We start from the raw sequence: 15954 nt of genomic DNA on the forward strand, positions 1-15954 counted from the left end.
AGCCGCATGGCCCGATGGCCACCCCAATCCCCGCCAAAGCGGTCCTCGAATTTACACCTCGTCCGCGGACGCTACCCCGGCTCATCCCCCTCCCTTCGCACCGAGCGCGATCCCAAGCAGGATGGTGAGCGCCGAGATGACAAGTTGCGGATCGAGCCCTTCGGCCAGGATGACAGCCGACAGACCGATTCCCAGCACGGGCGTCGCGAGGACGCCGAGAGACGCAGTGGTGGCCGGCACCCGCCGGCTCACCACCGTCATGGCCCAGTAGCCGAGCGCTGTTCCGATGAAGTCCCATCACTGGGTCTGCACGATGAGTGTGGCCCGGTACTCGCTCGGCGTCATGCCGTGCAGAGCCTTGAAGCGCCGGGAGAAATGCGCCTGATCAGCAAATCCGCAGCTCTCTGCGACGGACCCAAGTGAGAGATGACCGCTGCCGGGAGCCTCTAAGAGCTTCGCCGCGACTTCTAGTCGGCACTGCCAGATGTAGCTGGCAATGTTTAAGTCGCGTTCAGCGAATAACTCTTGGAGTCGGCGGAGTGAGATGCCGATTGCGGTGGCGAGCCGCGATGGATCGAGCGTGCGGTCTTTGATGTTAGCCTCGACATACGCTTTGGCACGCATGACGATTGAGTCGCCCTGCTCCGACTGACGCTCACCACATGGCTTCGGGATCGTGGCCGCGATTTGCACGAGGAAGAGGATCTTCTGCTGTGTTTTCGCGTTCTTGATCTGTGAGTAAGCACATAAAATGTCGCGCGTATCTTGATCTTTCACTAGAGATCTTAGCCAGGGAGCTGAGTTTTCGTCTGTCTCGGCCCAATCATAGAATGCAAGTGGTGATACTTTGTAAAATTTGGCAAGCTTGTTTAGATTTTCGAGGTTGATACTAGCGGTGCCTAGTTCGTATTTTGCGAAGTGAGAATACGACATGTTGAGGGCACAGGCAGCATAATCTCTTGGAATTCCAAGAGATGACCGAATTTCCAAGAGTCGCCGAGCGACGGCCTTGCCCGCGAGGGGGATATGATCCGACACTTAATCAGGCTCTACGAATTAGGGTGGTGTAGGAGCGGAGCGTTCGGCTTTCTTGGCGGCCGTGCCACCTTTTGTCGTCGGAGCGCGTGAGGACGCCTTTTCAGCCGATTTTTGCAACGACGCTGCCAAGCTCGACATGGTGTCGTCCCTGCCCCCTTGTGCCGGCTTCTCCAGGCTCAGGGGACGGCCCTGTGTCGCGAGGTTGGCTTGCTTGGCCTGCCGGAACGCATTCGCCAGAGACCCGCCTTCCTCAGGCGGCTCGCCGTCCTCCTGGATCGATCCCCCGTCCAGAGGGGCCGCGCGGCCCTCAGGCTCCTCTTCGGGCGCCATCTCCGGCGACGGCTCACCGGGATCCTCCCGTCCACTCAGCCGGGCCTTCTGGCGCGCGTTGGCCCTTTGAGCCCGTAGAAGGGCCGCGGCGATCGGATCGTCCTCGCCGAAGGCGTCGAGGGTGCCCGTGAGGCTCGTGTCCGTGAGGCTATCGTGATCGGTCGAGGAGCCCGCGGTCCTCGCCAGGTCCTCGATCTCGCCGATATCGGCCTGGAGCACGTCATCCGTGCCGGACACGAGCCGGCTGATGGAGATGACCTCCCCGCCTTCCCGAATGGGCGCTGCCAGGGTGAGGGGCTTCTTGGCTGCGGTGCTTGGTCCGGCCGGCGCCGGGCCGGTCTGCGCCGTGCCCGTCAGCCCGGCCGGACTGGCGATCCCGTCACCACGCCCGGAGGCCGGCATCGAGGGCCGCCCCAGCGTATGCGGTTCTTGATCGGCGCCGATCGCCGGCACTCTGTCCGCTGTGGTGTCCGCTGCGACGACGGGCTTGGAGGGAAGCCCATCATCGACAATCAGATTTGGCTTGTCGGTCCACTCGGGAAGAAGCGGGATATCAGGCTTCTTGTTGATGAACGATATCCAGATTTTCTTGTAAGGCTGATGCTCATAATGCCTGATTTTCTTGAAGATGATAGGCTTGGTGCTGCCGACAAACAGCAATCCGAGTGTTTCATGTATCTCCTTGACCTCGGATGTCGTCATCAAGGGGCGTTCGATGAGGTGCGGCGTCATTGTTTTCTGAGCAAATAGGCCCGCTCCCGGCCGATTGACGTAGGTCTTGAATTCAACCGTTTTCGATCCAAGGCTATCTGAGACGTATTTGGCTGTCTCGTTGTCATTGACTTTCATGATAAGTTGAACGTTGCATGACGAAACGGCGAGTGTCCGCATGTTCCGCCCGTATATTTCATCGAGCTGAGCAATGCTCTGGACAACGATCGCCATTCGAAAGCCGTAGCCGGCGCTGATCGACACCTTGTCTAGGACATCGATCATTCGTCCAGCGTAATAGAACTCATCAAGGAGCAGCAAGACCGAGTGCCTGTCGTCTTTCGACGGTAACGATCTCATGTTGAGATCATGGATTTGCTGGATAAGCAGCGAGATCAGCAGATTGAAGACGCGCGACTCTGAAATATTACAGCAAACGTATATGGTGATCGCATCTTTGCGCATATTTCTGATGTCAAAATCAGAAGTCTGCGTTACAGACGAAATCAGGTCATTGCTCCATACAGACAGTGCCGTATTGAGGTTGAACAGAACCGAGCCGCGGGTCTTCTCGGGTTGCGACATATATTGACGAAAGCGGTCAATGATCCAACGCGGTAGGTCGCCACCTTCAGTTTCGATGATCGTTCCCAGCACATCGGATAGATCCTCGCCGGTCACAAGCATTCTGGCGACGGCTCGCAGATGTCGTTCGCCTTCTGTCCGACTCGATGTCAGCACATAGCCAATGAGGCCGCTCACCAGCAGGCGAGCTGCTTTCGGCCAAATATCTTCTTTGTCGAAGGCTTTGATGATGAAGAGGGCAACTGTGTCGCAGTCGGTCGGCATGGACTGATTGCGCCGGACAAAATCGAGTGGATTGTAGCGGTGGCTGCTCTCATGTCCCGGAGCGAATTTATATACCTTCTGACCCATTGCCACGCGATGCATGGCGCTGTTGTCGAAATTCTCGGATTTCCAATCCAAGACGAGCGCCGAACCTTGCCATTCATAGAGGTTGGGGAGCACGAAGCCGACGCCCTTACCGCTCCGGGTTGGCCCGACGACGAGAAGATGGCCATCGTCCGCAGAGCGGAGCGGCACACCGTTGAGGCGCCCCAGCACAATGCCCGAGTCCTTCAGGAGCTTGGCTCTGCCGGCGTCCTTGAGCGAGCCGAAGGTCGCATCTCCGAAGGGTTTCGCGGGCTTCGTCGCGAGCCGGAGGACCGCCAGGCCGGCGCCCAGGCCAACTACACCACCGAGAGCGATCAGCGCCCTCAGGATCGCTTCGCCTTGTGTGGCCGGAAAGTGAAGGCGCGACCAAAAATGCTTCGGCGCCAGAAAAAGGCTATCTGGAAAAACAAATACCTGCTGAAGCTGCAAGAGGGCGAAGCGGGTTCTTCCCTCACTCGGATACAGGGCCGGGTTGTAGCGAGCGGCCACGGTTATTTCGTAGGCGAGGCACCACGCAATATATAGAAAGACGGCGAAGAACAGTAGCTCGATAGCCCGGATCGCTCTGACTTTATTCATCGATTGGCTCCGTCAGAGTCAGTTCAGGATTTGCTCTTGGCTTTCCATTCCGGCATTTTATTGAAATAAATCTCTGTGACGCCGCGCCATCCGCCGATCTTTCGGAGCTGGATGATGATGGGCACGACGCTTCGGATGTAGGAGATGATTTCCTCGCGCCGAAGGCCGAGGCCCGCTTGCATGACCATCAGGGCCAACTGCTCCCACGCTCCGGCCGGGGTGTCTGCGTGAACCGTCGTGATCGAGCCGGGGTGGCCCGTGTTGACGGCCCGCAGGAAGGAGTAGGCTTCCGGCCCGCGGATCTCTCCCAGGAAGATGCGATCCGGACGCAGGCGCAGGGAGGCCTGCAACAGATCCTCGACGCTGACGCGGGCCGCGCCCTGCTCGCCCTTCGAGGCGAGGAGCGGCAGGTGATTGAGCTGAATCGGCTTGACCTCGCGCGTGTCCTCGATCGTGAGGATGCGTTCTGCCTCAGGCACTTCCTTCAGGATCGCGTTGAGGAAGGTGGTCTTGCCCGAGTTGGTGCCGCCGGACAGCAGGATCGTGTACCGTTCCGCCACCGCCTGCCGGATGAACGCTTCGAACCGGCCCGCATCGAGGGCCTGGCACAGCGCTTCGTCCGTCGGGCTCAAGCTCTCCTCGGTCGAGACCGTCACGCGGTCGAACGACCCCCGCGTGCGGTACTGATCGAGGCGCATGTCCTGGATGACCTGCTTTCGGATGGCGAAGGCGCCGCCGGTTGGCGTGGCGGGCGCGAGCACGGCCTGAAATCGGTCGCCGTTCGGGAGGGCGGCCGAGAGAAGCGGCCGTTCGATGTTGACCGCCTGTCCCGTGTAGGCCGCCACACGCTCCGCGAGGTGGACGATGGCGCTCTCCGTCAGCGCCGGCAGCTCGTGCCGCTCCATGTACGTCTGGCCGAACCGCTCGACGAAGACCGCCCCCGGCCCGTTGGCGGAGATCTCGACGACCTGGCTGTCTTCGAGCCAGCGCATGAGAGGCTTGAGCGCTTCATTTATATACACGACTCGATGTGGATCGGCGCTCATTTCTGATCTCTCGTAGAGCCTCCTGAACCGGGTCAGGATAAAACCGTGCGAAGCTGAGGTCTTTTCTGACAAAGACCGTCACCGCCGCGCCTTGATCGAGGTAGATCGTCGGAGGGATGTTGATCGAATTGCGCAAGGCCATCTGCGCGATGTTGTTCATCGACTGTCCGACCGTCTGTGACGCAATCTGCATCGCCTGATTGTTTTGCTGTTGCCGGGTCGGCGGCAGGGTCGTCGTCGTCGTCACCCCCGTAACCGGGTCGGTCGTCGTGACGGTATTCGGGGCGCCGTACCCGCCGTACCCGCCGTATCCGCCATAGCCACCGTAGTAGCCGCCTCCCTTCTGTCCGAGGGTCGACAGGTATTGGGCGCCGGCACCCGCGATGCTGAGCAGGATCGCCGAGCCGAAGCGCTCGACATAGTGCTCATCGACGAAGCCGGCGACGCCGGCCCGCCCCAGCGCATCGCCGCCGATCGAGCCAAGCTGCACCGATACGCCGTCAGCCCGCAGCAACCGCGTCCAGACGATGAACACGCGGGTTTGCCCCGTCGCGAGCCCGCTCTTGTAGTCGCCAATGAGCCGGCTGCCGGCAGGGATCAGGACGCGGCGGCCATCAAACGAGAACACATCCTCCTTGACTGTCGCGCGAACCATGCCCGGCAGATCGGATTGCACGGCATTGTCCAAGACGGCCTGGATGATCGTGCCCTGCGGCACCAAGGCGTCGATCCGCTTGTTCTGCGTGGCCTCGCTCACCTCGAAGGCCGCCGACCCCTTGGCTGCCAGAAAGCGGCGGTTCGGATCATCGTCCAGGGCGTCCGAGTCGTCGGTGCTCGAGGACGCGGCGTCCCCGGCCGGGCTCCCGGACTCGTTGCGCAGCAGCATCGGCGCCCGGAGGCGGGCCCAGCGCCGTTCCTCCTCACGTCGACGGCGCTCTTCCTCCTCCCGCCTGCGTGCCTCGCTGTCGTCCTTCTCCACGAGGGGGGCGGAAGGTTCTGCGGCTTCCGGCGAGGGAGGCGGCGGGAGCGCAGTCGGGGGCGGCGCAGGCGGTGCCGGCGGCGGCAGCGGCTCGGGCGGAACGGCGATGATGCCCGGTTCGACCTTGGCGACCGGCTCAGTCGGGGTCTGGAGCTGCGCGGTGGAGGTTTGGAACTCCTCCTTGTCGGGGGAGGTCATCAACGGCGGTGCCTGGTTGGCCTTGCGCCATTCGTTGACGCCCCAAGCCCCGAACACCCCGCCGATCAGGAGAAGCGGAACGAGCACGCCCCTCTTGGTGCGTTCGCGAGCAACCGCCGTAGAGCCATCGCCGTCGAGCTGGCGGTAGAAGTCTTCATCGGGCATGACCTGCCTCCTCTATCGCCGGACGAGCTTGGGCGCTGTCGGCTCTAGGCCGGTCGGTTGGTACGTGTTCCTCAGTCGTTGATTGAACACACAGGTTGAATCCGTCCCATTTCGCAAGGTCCACTGAAAGTTGACCTTATCGACCACGATGTAATCACCCTCACGCCGGTAGTTGACCAGCGCTTCATTGCGCTCAGAGTCGACAGAATAGATCGAAGGAACAGGGCCGCTGAAACGGAACCACGTTTTTCTTCCGTCATCATAAACGGCATCTGGTTTGTTGACCGACGATCCCTTGTATCCGTAGGCTGAGTTCAGGTCCGCCACGTTCATGTTCTTGAGATTTGGGAAGCGCGCTCGCTCGCGTGCCTCCGCCATCATTTGGTTGTCGGCGTCTTTCTCAGGGTACTGAAAAACGACCTTGTAGATTTGACTGCCAGGAGGATTGTTGTTGGATCGAAGGGCCAGGGTGTAAATGCGCTTGTCGGTGACGATGTTCAGATTGGAGCCCGCATCCTTCTCGACAGGCTTCAGGAACAGAAGATTGCCTGCGCCGTTCGGTTCGACCTTCCACGCCATCGCGTCGCCAAGGCCGAGTGTCTGGATTTTCTCCTCAGGATCGAGCACGATCAGCGTACTGGTTCCGAACGTCGCATCGATAGCAACGACGTTGTTTTGATTGTAGACGACCGTTCGGATACGCCGATCAGAGCGGCCGGGAACGGGGGTTTCCTCCGCATGGACTGATGAGAACACGGCACTCAAGGCAAGGGCCAAGAGCAATGTACGAGGCGATCTCATTGCGCCGCGCTCCCGTCCGCCTGAACCGACTCTTGGTCGCGACGATATTCTGTCACCTGAAAACCAAGCGGGTTTTCAAATCTGTACTCATTCCGCATGGGAGCATTGCTGTACTGGAAGCGAACAACGGAAAGCCAATTTTCCTTTTTGACATTGGAGTTCGAACGCTCTTCCGTTGAGAAGCGCACCAGGGCCGTTCTCTTGTTCGGGAACGTAACTGATTTGATGTAGACCGATACCGTCGTGTTGATCTTATAGATTTTCTGAGGGTTTTTGGGGTTGCTCGGTTCGTAGAGATCTCGCAAAGATTGAGCGGCCTTGCCCGTAGAAAGCAGTTGCGCAAGGTCGAAGTTGTCTTTGACCTCCCGTGGATCATACGTTTCTCTCGCTCGAACATAGCGAACGATGTTGAACATCGTGATCGCTTCGTCCTGGGTGAGAGGCCCGACAGCAGTTGGTCTCTTGATATCGACAAAACCAGACGATCTATCGACCTCAATGACATACGGCTCATAGGTTTTGAGCGGCAAGGCCAGTAACAATGCGCCAATGCTTCCAAGTGCAATGAGGCTCATGACAGCAGCAACCGTCCAAGCGAGCGACCGCGAGTATCGATTGCGGCGGGCGATATCGTGTTCCCACGTCTCTCCGTTCTTGTAATATTGTCGCTCAACCCCGGATGGAGAGGCGGTTGCGTCAGAGCTTGCGGCAGACATCATGGCCCCCAACTAGGAATTATTTTTGAGTTGTTTTGCTAGACGTTGTGCTTCCGCGGAGTAGTGCGCCGGAGGCGGTAGCTGAAGCGGGGGCGGCGAGAGCTGCTTGAGCGGTGGGCTCAGCATGGGCGGGGTTGGTGACGGGCTGATGAGGCCCGGGCCACCGGGGGAGCTGGGGCCGACGCTCGGCGGGGAGCCCGCGAGGGCTGCCGCCTGCGGGCGGCGGTCCCGCCCTCTGCGGAGTCCCCCTCCGAGGCCCAGGAACCGGCCCAGGACCGGCCAGTGAAAGCCGCCCGTGCCGACGATCATCCCGGCGACGGCAGGGATCTGGATCATGAGGAAGATCCCGATAACCCCCATGAGTTCCACGGGAAGAATGTCGCCCCAGACAACCGTTACGGTGCTGGCTTTTTGAGCTAACGCATTCAGGACGCCCGTAATCAGCGAAAGATAAAAGGCCAAAAACGCATAGATAATGATCTGGATTACGAAAAATAGAATGATGGCGTTAATCCATCCGATTGTGTAGCGGGCGGTAAACGCAAAAAGCATAAGTAAAATGAATATCGGAGCGGTCGCCAAAAGTATCCATGTCATAACTTTGGCGAGAACAATAGCCGCGATGGCGATGCCAACCAGCGCATACATGACCAACTGGAACATGCCGGCATAGATATAGACGCCCCAACTCAGGACGCCGGCATTCTTGACGAATTTTTCGGCCGCGTCGTTGGTAATATCGATGACTTGTTGCAAGCCGTTCTGAACGTCGCCGGTCGAATTGTAGCCGGTCGAGCTTGCAGACAGCATTGCCCGGCCAATAGACTCGGGGGCGTCGTTGATGAAGTTATATGCGAGGGTTTGAAACTCAGCCCACTTGAGGGCCAGCGTGTAAATGATGAAGACGCGGAACAGGCGCCAGCATATCTCTGTCGGGCTTCCCTGTGCTGTGCCAGCCCAGATGCCATATCCCCACAGGACCACATAGAGCGTCAGCATCAACGTAACGACCGAGCCGCTGAGGCCCTGGCTGTCGAGGTTGTTCGCCAGGGACTGGTAGGTGCTCTGAACGTAGGTGTGGCCGATGTTGTCCACGTTCTGGAGCAGGCCGGTGACGCTGAACCCGCCGGTGGTCGCCTGTGCCATGGTTGGCCTCCTAGATCGGCTTCATGGGGCCGCAGGCATCCTTCCCCGCGCTCTGTTTGGGCAGAGCAGGCGTGAAGGGGGCAGCGAGATCGAGCCGGGGCTTGGAGGCGTAGGCGAGCGGCGTCGTATCGTAGCCGGGTGGCACGCCATCGTCGGGCGAGCAGGGCGCCATGAGGGGTTTGTACCCGCAGCCGCCCAACACGAGGACGATCGCGCTCACCGCGGCCAGCCGCAGGGCGTGTGGACGGATCATGGCTGCCTCACCGGGTCTGAGGCGACGCCGAGATCGCCCGCGCCACCGCGCTTTCCTGTGCGATCCGGTCGAGGTTGGCTTGATTGGCCGCGGTGACGGCGTTGTTCATGACGCCTGTCAGTTCGTTGATGGTTTGGCCGGTCTGCACCTGAATTTGGCTGTTCTGGTCGATGGATGCCTTGATGTCCTTCGATGAGCCGATGGATTGAGCCCCGGTTTTAAAAGACTGCGTCCGGTTGGTGATTGCGCCTTGCGTCGAATTCACAAGTCCGGTGAGGGTCGAGGCGACGTTGACGGCGTTCGTGTAGGCGCGATCATTGGGATGCGACGTTCCCACGCCCGTGATGGACGAGACGAGCTGCAACCCGGAGAGCAGCGTGGAGACGATGTTCTGCGATCCAGAGCCCATGCCGGTGAACGACAGCGCTCCGCCCGAGATCACGGAAGAGAGAGAGGGCGCCGAGCCCATCGAGAAGCCGGAGCCGAGCGCCATTTGGGAGAGCTGGCCCTGTGCATCGGATGACCGGTCGCCCGTGACCGCCTGCAACGTCTTTTGAGTGTAATTCATGATGCTCTTGTCGGCATCAAGGATCTGTTGCGTGTTGGACGCGATTTGCTGCGCTTGCGTCAGATTGGCGTTGTCGATGACGGGCATCTGCGCGGAGGCAGAGCCGATCATTGCCAAGCCAAAGAGCAACGACATCAGGAAGTGTTTCATTCAAGCCCCCTCACTCTTGGAGTTGATCTACTGGCCGGCCGCGTTTGCCTTTGCGGACGCTTGGAACCGCGCGAGGGACTCGGCTGTCGCGGGGTCGGTATTGGGCGACCGAGCATCGAGGCAGGGAGGCGCCCCGGCGGCGCCGGCAGACGGATTGACGATCTGACCGGGTGCGCAGGCGATGGGCTGCCCGCCGAAGCCGGAGCCGGCCGTGAAGGCGGGCATCGCACTGCCGAGAGCCGTCGCAGCACGGCTCATGTCGTTCGCCCGCATCAGGTTGGCGAGGTTGAGCGCCTGGACGAACAGGTTGAGGGCGTTGGTGCTCTGGTTCCAGGTCAAGGCGTTTTGCACGCGCAGGCCCGAGTTCTGATCCCAGGAGCCCTGAATCGTCTTGGATTGGCCGATGGTGCCCGCCTGTTGCCGGTAGACGTTGGTGGTCGCCGGGATCGTCTCCTCGCTGCCCATCAGGCCGCCGATCACGTCGCCGGCCGTGCCCAGCTCCTGGTTGCGACCGAAATTCCCCGTCGCCACCTCGCGGTTCTGCGTCGAACCCGTCGAACCGCTCGAACCGCTCGAACCCGTGGATCCCGTCGTGGGGGGCTGCCAGTTCGCCGGCAGATCGGGGCCGTAGAGCTGCGCCTTGCTCCGCCCCTGTGTGGGGTTCGCAGGCTTCGCCGGATCGGAGACGTTCCCCTGCTGGCCCGTGGTGACGGCGCATTTGATCCCGTCCGTCTGGTCCTTGGTGTTGGACTGGATCGGCACGAGCTTGACGGTGCTGCCCTTGGTGTCCGTCTTCTGAGAGAGGACCGCGCCGTCGATGACCGCCAGGGCCAACGCCGGAGTGACGCCGACCAGGCCGGCCACGGTCGAAAGGACGAGAGAGATCCGAGCGCTCACAGCGGTCCTCCTGTCGCGGAATGTGTGGGGGCGTGGGGCACCTCAAGCGGCTCGCCCATGAACTCCGGCAGCCAGGCCGAGGGAGCATCCCCGTGGAGGGTGCGCAGAGCCATCATCTCCGCGAGCGTTTCCGCCCGGCCGGAGAGAACCTTGATGATCCCCGGCATTCCCGCGAGGTTCAGCTTGGCAATGACGGAGTCCGTGCCGTGCTTGATGAGAAAGGTCCGACTTTCAGGTGCGGTGCGCCTGATCCAGTTGATCTCTCTCTTGGAAAGCTGGAAGGCGATACGATAGCTGTTGTCGTCGGCCTTCGGGTTTGGAAAGAAGATGTTCGTCTTGCTCTGCTCAAGCAGTGTGCTCGACGTATCAGAATTGACGATGTCGGCGGCCGATTGGGTGCCGAACCCGACAACACCATTCTTTTTGCGGAGCGTCTTGAGCTTGTCCTTGATGAAATCCGAAAAAATCGGATCGTCGAGCAACTTCCAGCCTTCATCAAGGAAGATCATGACAGGATCGCCCGTCATCATTTCTTCGATGCGATGGAATATATACATCAGTGCGGCTGTGCGCGTTGTGGGATCGTCCAGCACGCGAGTCATGTCGAAGCCGAAGACCTGACCTATTTCAAAGCTGTCGGTGTCATTGTTGAACAGCCAGCCGCGCTGACTCTGAACAAGCCAGGGCTGCAACCGGCTCGCAAGATCGTCTTCGCCGGCCCGAATGCGCCCGCGTAGCAACTCCTGAAAGGCTGCCAGCTTTCGACCCTCTGGACCGGAGCGAAGGACATGCGAAATCGCGGAGTTGATGACCTGCGTTTCGGTCGCGGTCAGGTTGTCACCCGATTTTGCCGGACGGAGCATGAAGCTGAACAGTTTCTCCAAGAGCGCCCGGTTCTCGCCGGTGTCTTTCATCATCAAAGGATTGAACCCGGTCGGTTCGCCGGGTTGCAAATCCTCGTACTGTCCGCCCATGGCTCGAATAAAGATCTCGCAGCCTCGATCCTTATCCATAAAAATCAGCTTGGGCCGCGGATAAATCCTTTGCGACTGAGCGGAGATGAAAGCAAGAAACACGGTCTTGCCGCTGCCGGTCGGTCCGACAACGGTAAAGTGCCCGACGTCCTTGATATGCATATTGTAATAGTACGCGGTTTGGCTCTCTGTTTCGAACAGAGAAATCGCCGGCCCCCAATGATTGCCGGTGGGAGTGCCGGACGGGTAGTTGTGGAGGCTCATGAAGCCCGCGAAATTCTTGCTCGATATGATGCTCTTGCGGGCGATGTATGCAAAATTCCCAGGGAGCTGAGCCCAGAAAGCCATCTCCGCGTTGAGATCCTCACGGACCCAGATCACCGAGCGGTCCGTCAGCGCCGCTCCCGCCGCCGTCACCGCCGCGGCGACCTCTTTGAGCGTCTGACCCAGGCAGAGCACCGTCATGTGGTGCTCGCCGTAGGCGCTCTCGGACGACACCAGCTCGTTGCGGGCAACGTGGAGATGGTCGGCGACCACGGTGCCGCCTTCGTCGGACATGCTGACCTGACGCTCGACGCGATCGATCTGCTTCAGAGCCTCGGGCCTGTCGATCAGTCCGAAGGTCTGGGACACGATGATCTCGTGCGGCACCCGCAACAGCGTATCGAGCGAGCCCGGCCCGCTCATCGAGGGATACTCCCGCACCGACAGGACCGCGCCGAACCGGCTTTCGTCCGGAGAGGCCCCGCGGATCTCCAGTGTGTTCTTGCCGAAGAAGAGTCGCTTGAGCGCCATGGCCTCGTTGAGGGGCAGGCGCGGCAGAGGCATCGGGCGCGGCCTGGCCCCGTTGATGAGCTGCACCAGGAATTCGAGCGGTTCCGAGTGAAAGACGCCCTCTTCCTCGCGCACCCCGAGGAGCCGCGCCCCGTAGGGCTTCAGGACTTCCTTGAGAGCCACGGTGGCATCCCGCAGCTCGGACGCCGCCTCGAGGAGCGCCACGTCATCGCCGCGCAGCGATTTCCGGCTGAACATCTTGCCGAAGGTCACTTCGGCCCTGCCGGCATTGCCCTGCAACGGCCGGCGGATCAGCGTCAGATACAGGTCGTTGACGAACATGCGCCGCTTCGACAGCGCGGCCGTATAGCGCTGATCGATCATCGCGCAGAGCGGATTGTCGAAGGTCGACCGGATTTCGGGGATGATCTCACGCCTGATGATGTGCGAGGCCAATGCAAAGCGCGAGTTGTTGAGCGTCCGAACCAGATCGTTGCGGCTCAGAAGCTTTGCATTGATTTCGCTGATATCCTGCGTCTCGAAAGGGTAGCCTTCGAGCTTAATGACATTGAGAACGTAATTGTCGCGCGTTTTGACGATATTGTCATCGACGTGGCGCGTGTAAGGCACATGCGAAGAGACGGTTTTCTCTCGTTGTGAAAAAGCGCCAAAGGTCAATTCATTCTGAAGTGCGCGGAAGGCCATTGGTCAAACCTTATAGGATGTCGCATTCCAAAACGTATTGATGAGCGGTGGGCTGCGACGCAATCGAATTGCGAGGATTTCAAAAATCCGATCATCACGGATCGTCGCTAAATATCCGACAATGTGGATGGGGATGAACGACAGCAGCATAAAAAGATTGTGCGACATCAAAAACAAGCACGAGGTGATCACGCCGTTGAACATGAAAAACAGGTATGGCACGCCGAGCAGCGTGGGTGCGCGCGTGAGCGCGCGCACCAGGGGGGTGATGATCGGTTCTTCCAATTCGCTCTCGGTCATCGGGTCACTCTCCGGTCATCACCCTCTGGACAATCAGGAGCCAACGGCGCTCTGGAAGAACTGGACGATCTGAGCGGCACCGAAGACGAGCACGATCCCGAAGATCACCGATCCCGCGATGCCCCAGGTCAGGCGGCCCGCCCATGCGAAGAACCCGCAGGCGATGACGGCCAACGTTGCCAGTCCGGTGGAAATCGTTCCCGTCAGAATTTGGACAAGCTGTTGAACCGTCGTCTGTACCGGGGCAAGCGACTGAGCATAGGCTGCATCCGTCACGCAGAGCGACAGCAGAGCTGCCGTTGCCGCGATCTGCACTGCACGATTAATTTGCATCACCGGTTCTCCTCTTGCACGACACCCCCTCCGTCGAGGTGCATGACGAAGCCGCTGGACCAGCGGCCGTTGCTCTCCGGCGCCTTCGCCCCCGGAGTCCGATCGGCCCGAGAGGCGACCCGCTTGCTGCCAGGCCGTGCCTTCTCGATCTGAGGCCATTCGTAAAAGTTATTCATGACATTGGCGACAAAACGCACTGTCTCAGCTATCGGCGGAACGCCTTTCGCTTGCTGAACCGCGACTTCTCCCGCGTTATAGGCAGCAAGGATGAAGAACGGATTTTTGTATTTCTCGTGAAGACTGCGAAGAAGGCGCACGCCACCGAGGACATTCTGTCGCGGATCACAGATATCGACCTTATAAGTCTTGCCTGTGGCCGGCATAAGCTGCATCAAGCCAACAGCACCCTTGTCGGACAGGGCATCAGTCCGAAAGTTGCTCTCCACAAGAGCCACGGATAATACAAAATCCGGATAAAACCCCTCCTCCTGTGCGACCTTGAGCACGATCGCCCTGGCCTCATCTTGCGAAAGAGCGGGAGCCTTCGGGCATGGGCCTGCCTGCGGAGCGACCTGAGGCGCCTCCGGAACCACGGGCTTGTCGAGGCCCAGAACCTCCACCGCGGCGGGGAGTGGGACGGCCGGGACGATTGTTCCGCTGGGATCGACCATGGCCGTGACCGTGACCGGCGCCGTGGCGTCCCGCGTGGCGACGTGCTGACGGGGGGCCGTAGGGTTCGCGGTCGGGCCGGCCAGAGCAAAGCCCGCCAACGACGCCAACCCCAACCCCAACCCGCCAGCCCGCCACGCTTGCGCGCCTGTCGTCCGCATCCGCCGAGCCTCCTTATCTTTTAGCGTTTGCGAGCCTAAAGCATTTAGTCCAGCGTTGCGACGCAGCAAAGGGGACCTTTTGTGTATATGTTGCATTTTTGCCCGAGGCAGTCAGATGTCGGGAGTCTATATGAATCATATAAGAGTATACATAAGGACAATAATGGAAATTGCATTCAAAATTACCTTTGGTAATTCCATTGTTTCCGCATGATTTTGCAAATGAAAGTATGCCTGACGCAACAATCTCGTTCGGAGCGCATGGGTATGTCTGCCTATCTCAAAAGACTTCTTGCCGCTTTGGCCTGCTTGGCGCTCGGTATCGACACGCCGCAGGCGACGGGGGACAATAAAATCCCGCAGGAGTGGTATCCTATTCCCAAAGGATCGGTCTTCACGACTGGCGACAGTTGGACATATCAAACCGTAAATTATCGGCTTTACGGCGTACAATCCTGTCTTAGGGGAACAGAATTTAAAAATACGCATGGAATATCGAATGATTGCGGCGAGGCATCTCTTGCGGTTCTTGTTTCTATGATCCGAGATCTTAAGCCAAAATGCTCCACCGTGGTCGAAGACGTCGCTCAACGAACACGCTTCGTCATATGCATGGCTACGATCCAGAAAGGACCAGCCGCGGGCGCCAGGATCGATCTTGGGACCGCACTTATTATTCAAGGTTATGGATTTGCCTCTCGCAGGGCGGACGGCAGCATTGTGCATCCGGCCTACGGCGTCGCAGAGGATCAGGCCGAGCAGCGCAAGGCCGGCTTGTGGGCGTTTCCCGATTTTCCAAATCCATCAAAAATAATAAATCGAACTTTGGAGTCTCAGCGCGGCATATCATCACCTGCTTATTTCAAGGAATAGTTCCAGCCTGCCTCCGTATCATCAACATTGGGGTATGGACTTGAATTCAGATAGTCATAATGTCTGCGGAAACGTAGAGCTAATGGCAGTCGGTGCGCATGTGAATTATATCAATGCCCTCGCCAAATTCGAATTTTTGGCTTTTCAGGCTGAAATCAAAAATGATGCTGCCCTTGAATATGATTTGAAAGAAGCTGAATATTGTCTTAGTAATTGCCGGAGGGTGCTTGAAATCTTGATCGAAGTGCTTGGATACGTGCCTAAGACCTTCACCGCAAAGCTCCCTCCCGAACCGACCTCCGAGTAAGCCGACCCCTTCGGGCCGGGCTCTAGTCGCTCTGCAAGCGACCGGAGCCACCTGCGGCGTCTCCGCCCTGCCGGGTGACGATCCCTGTCGGGCACTCCGCCCTGCGGGCTCCCCGCAAGGCGGACGCCGGGCGTCCCCCTTCCTTTTTGTCGGGTGGGGAAGGGAGGGCTCTGCCTTCCCTCCCCCGCAAGGCCGCCGGCCGGGTCCGCCCCAGCTTTCGGCGCGCGGTCGCGCGCCTGCCAAGCCGGCCAGGGCCGCGGCCCAGGCCGCCCTTCGGGTGGGCGCACCCCCGCCCGGCCGGCGGCCTTGCCCCCCTCCCATCCGCTG

At 59.7% G+C, this 15954-nt stretch carries 17 protein-coding genes; 2 read left to right on the plus strand and 15 right to left on the minus strand.

Annotated elements, in window-relative coordinates:
* Positions 1 to 81: 81 nt before the first annotated feature.
* The 15 genes from K2Y56_RS00630 to K2Y56_RS00700 form a co-directional block, all read right to left on the minus strand.
* Positions 82 to 288, minus strand: a complete 207-nt coding sequence (locus K2Y56_RS00630; RefSeq protein WP_292503787.1) for an EamA family transporter — start codon at positions 286 to 288, stop codon at positions 82 to 84.
* Positions 289 to 297: 9 nt separating this feature from the next.
* Complete coding sequence (locus K2Y56_RS00635; protein WP_292503754.1) at positions 298 to 777, minus strand: AraC family transcriptional regulator; 480 nt, start codon at positions 775 to 777, stop codon at positions 298 to 300.
* Between the two features lie 279 nt (positions 778 to 1056).
* The gene (locus K2Y56_RS00640; RefSeq protein ID WP_292503756.1) at positions 1057 to 3612 is read right to left on the minus strand and encodes a type IV secretory system conjugative DNA transfer family protein; all 2556 of its coding nucleotides are present in this window, start codon (positions 3610 to 3612) and stop codon (positions 1057 to 1059) included.
* Between the two features lie 23 nt (positions 3613 to 3635).
* Positions 3636 to 4604: a P-type DNA transfer ATPase VirB11 gene (gene virB11 / locus K2Y56_RS00645; RefSeq protein WP_292503758.1), complete on the minus strand. Its 969-nt coding sequence runs from the start codon at positions 4602 to 4604 to the stop codon at positions 3636 to 3638.
* A gap of 16 nt (positions 4605 to 4620) precedes the next feature.
* Complete coding sequence (virB10, locus tag K2Y56_RS00650) at positions 4621 to 6000, minus strand: type IV secretion system protein VirB10 (RefSeq protein WP_292503761.1); 1380 nt, start codon at positions 5998 to 6000, stop codon at positions 4621 to 4623.
* A gap of 12 nt (positions 6001 to 6012) precedes the next feature.
* On the minus strand, positions 6013 to 6801 hold the full coding sequence (gene virB9, locus K2Y56_RS00655; protein WP_292503763.1) for a P-type conjugative transfer protein VirB9: 789 nt from the start codon (positions 6799 to 6801) through the stop codon (positions 6013 to 6015).
* The gene (locus K2Y56_RS00660) at positions 6798 to 7520 is read right to left on the minus strand and encodes a virB8 family protein (protein ID WP_366848009.1); all 723 of its coding nucleotides are present in this window, start codon (positions 7518 to 7520) and stop codon (positions 6798 to 6800) included. Before K2Y56_RS00660 ends, virB9 begins: the two co-directional genes overlap by 4 nt.
* A gap of 9 nt (positions 7521 to 7529) precedes the next feature.
* On the minus strand, positions 7530 to 8663 hold the full coding sequence (locus K2Y56_RS00665) for a type IV secretion system protein (protein ID WP_292503765.1): 1134 nt from the start codon (positions 8661 to 8663) through the stop codon (positions 7530 to 7532).
* Positions 8664 to 8673: 10 nt separating this feature from the next.
* Positions 8674 to 8916: a hypothetical protein gene (locus K2Y56_RS00670; protein WP_292503767.1), complete on the minus strand. Its 243-nt coding sequence runs from the start codon at positions 8914 to 8916 to the stop codon at positions 8674 to 8676.
* Positions 8917 to 8923: 7 nt separating this feature from the next.
* Positions 8924 to 9634, minus strand: coding sequence for a type IV secretion system protein (locus K2Y56_RS00675; protein ID WP_292503770.1), 711 nt, complete (start codon positions 9632 to 9634; stop codon positions 8924 to 8926).
* Positions 9635 to 9661: 27 nt separating this feature from the next.
* Positions 9662 to 10531 carry a hypothetical protein gene (locus tag K2Y56_RS00680; protein ID WP_292503772.1) on the minus strand — a complete coding sequence of 290 codons (870 nt, stop codon included), beginning with the start codon at positions 10529 to 10531 and terminating at the stop codon, positions 9662 to 9664.
* The gene (locus K2Y56_RS00685) at positions 10528 to 12984 is read right to left on the minus strand and encodes a VirB4 family type IV secretion system protein (protein ID WP_292503775.1); all 2457 of its coding nucleotides are present in this window, start codon (positions 12982 to 12984) and stop codon (positions 10528 to 10530) included. Before K2Y56_RS00685 ends, K2Y56_RS00680 begins: the two co-directional genes overlap by 4 nt.
* A gap of 3 nt (positions 12985 to 12987) precedes the next feature.
* Positions 12988 to 13284, minus strand: a complete 297-nt coding sequence (locus tag K2Y56_RS00690; protein WP_292503778.1) for a VirB3 family type IV secretion system protein — start codon at positions 13282 to 13284, stop codon at positions 12988 to 12990.
* Positions 13285 to 13317: 33 nt separating this feature from the next.
* The gene (locus K2Y56_RS00695) at positions 13318 to 13617 is read right to left on the minus strand and encodes a TrbC/VirB2 family protein (RefSeq protein ID WP_292503779.1); all 300 of its coding nucleotides are present in this window, start codon (positions 13615 to 13617) and stop codon (positions 13318 to 13320) included.
* Positions 13617 to 14288 (minus strand): lytic transglycosylase domain-containing protein, encoded by a 672-nt coding sequence (locus tag K2Y56_RS00700; RefSeq protein WP_292503780.1) that lies wholly within the window; start codon positions 14286 to 14288, stop codon positions 13617 to 13619. The genes K2Y56_RS00695 and K2Y56_RS00700 overlap by 1 nt, the downstream gene beginning before the upstream one ends.
* A 426-nt stretch (positions 14289 to 14714) precedes the next feature.
* Here K2Y56_RS00700 and K2Y56_RS00705 point away from each other — a divergent pair, with 426 nt between their 5' ends.
* On the plus strand, positions 14715 to 15320 hold the full coding sequence (locus K2Y56_RS00705; protein ID WP_292503782.1) for a thermonuclease family protein: 606 nt from the start codon (positions 14715 to 14717) through the stop codon (positions 15318 to 15320).
* A gap of 82 nt (positions 15321 to 15402) precedes the next feature.
* A complete protein-coding gene (locus K2Y56_RS00710) occupies positions 15403 to 15627 on the plus strand; it encodes a hypothetical protein (RefSeq protein ID WP_292503784.1) in 225 nt (74 codons plus the stop codon).
* Positions 15628 to 15954: the final 327 nt, after the last annotated feature.

The sequence above is a fragment of the Methylobacterium sp. genome (assembly GCF_019745455.1).
GTDB lineage: Bacteria > Pseudomonadota > Alphaproteobacteria > Rhizobiales > Beijerinckiaceae > Methylobacterium.

Coding starts and splice junctions, on each gene's coding strand:
- K2Y56_RS00640 (WP_292503756.1), bottom strand. CDS start 3,612: ATGAATAAAGTCAGAGCGATCCGGGCTATCGAGCTACTGTTCTTCGCC.
- virB11 (WP_292503758.1), bottom strand. CDS start 4,604: ATGCGCTGGCTCGAAGACAGCCAGGTCGTCGAGATCTCCGCCAACGGG.
- virB10 (WP_292503761.1), bottom strand. CDS start 6,000: ATGCCCGATGAAGACTTCTACCGCCAGCTCGACGGCGATGGCTCTACG.
- virB9 (WP_292503763.1), bottom strand. CDS start 6,801: ATGAGATCGCCTCGTACATTGCTCTTGGCCCTTGCCTTGAGTGCCGTG.
- K2Y56_RS00660 (WP_366848009.1), bottom strand. CDS start 7,520: ATGATGTCTGCCGCAAGCTCTGACGCAACCGCCTCTCCATCCGGGGTT.
- K2Y56_RS00665 (WP_292503765.1), bottom strand. CDS start 8,663: ATGGCACAGGCGACCACCGGCGGGTTCAGCGTCACCGGCCTGCTCCAG.
- K2Y56_RS00670 (WP_292503767.1), bottom strand. CDS start 8,916: ATGATCCGTCCACACGCCCTGCGGCTGGCCGCGGTGAGCGCGATCGTC.
- K2Y56_RS00675 (WP_292503770.1), bottom strand. CDS start 9,634: ATGAAACACTTCCTGATGTCGTTGCTCTTTGGCTTGGCAATGATCGGC.
- K2Y56_RS00685 (WP_292503775.1), bottom strand. CDS start 12,984: ATGGCCTTCCGCGCACTTCAGAATGAATTGACCTTTGGCGCTTTTTCA.
- K2Y56_RS00690 (WP_292503778.1), bottom strand. CDS start 13,284: ATGACCGAGAGCGAATTGGAAGAACCGATCATCACCCCCCTGGTGCGC.
- K2Y56_RS00695 (WP_292503779.1), bottom strand. CDS start 13,617: ATGCAAATTAATCGTGCAGTGCAGATCGCGGCAACGGCAGCTCTGCTG.
- K2Y56_RS00700 (WP_292503780.1), bottom strand. CDS start 14,288: ATGGTCGATCCCAGCGGAACAATCGTCCCGGCCGTCCCACTCCCCGCC.
- K2Y56_RS00705 (WP_292503782.1), top strand. CDS start 14,715: ATGTCTGCCTATCTCAAAAGACTTCTTGCCGCTTTGGCCTGCTTGGCG.
- K2Y56_RS00710 (WP_292503784.1), top strand. CDS start 15,403: ATGGCAGTCGGTGCGCATGTGAATTATATCAATGCCCTCGCCAAATTC.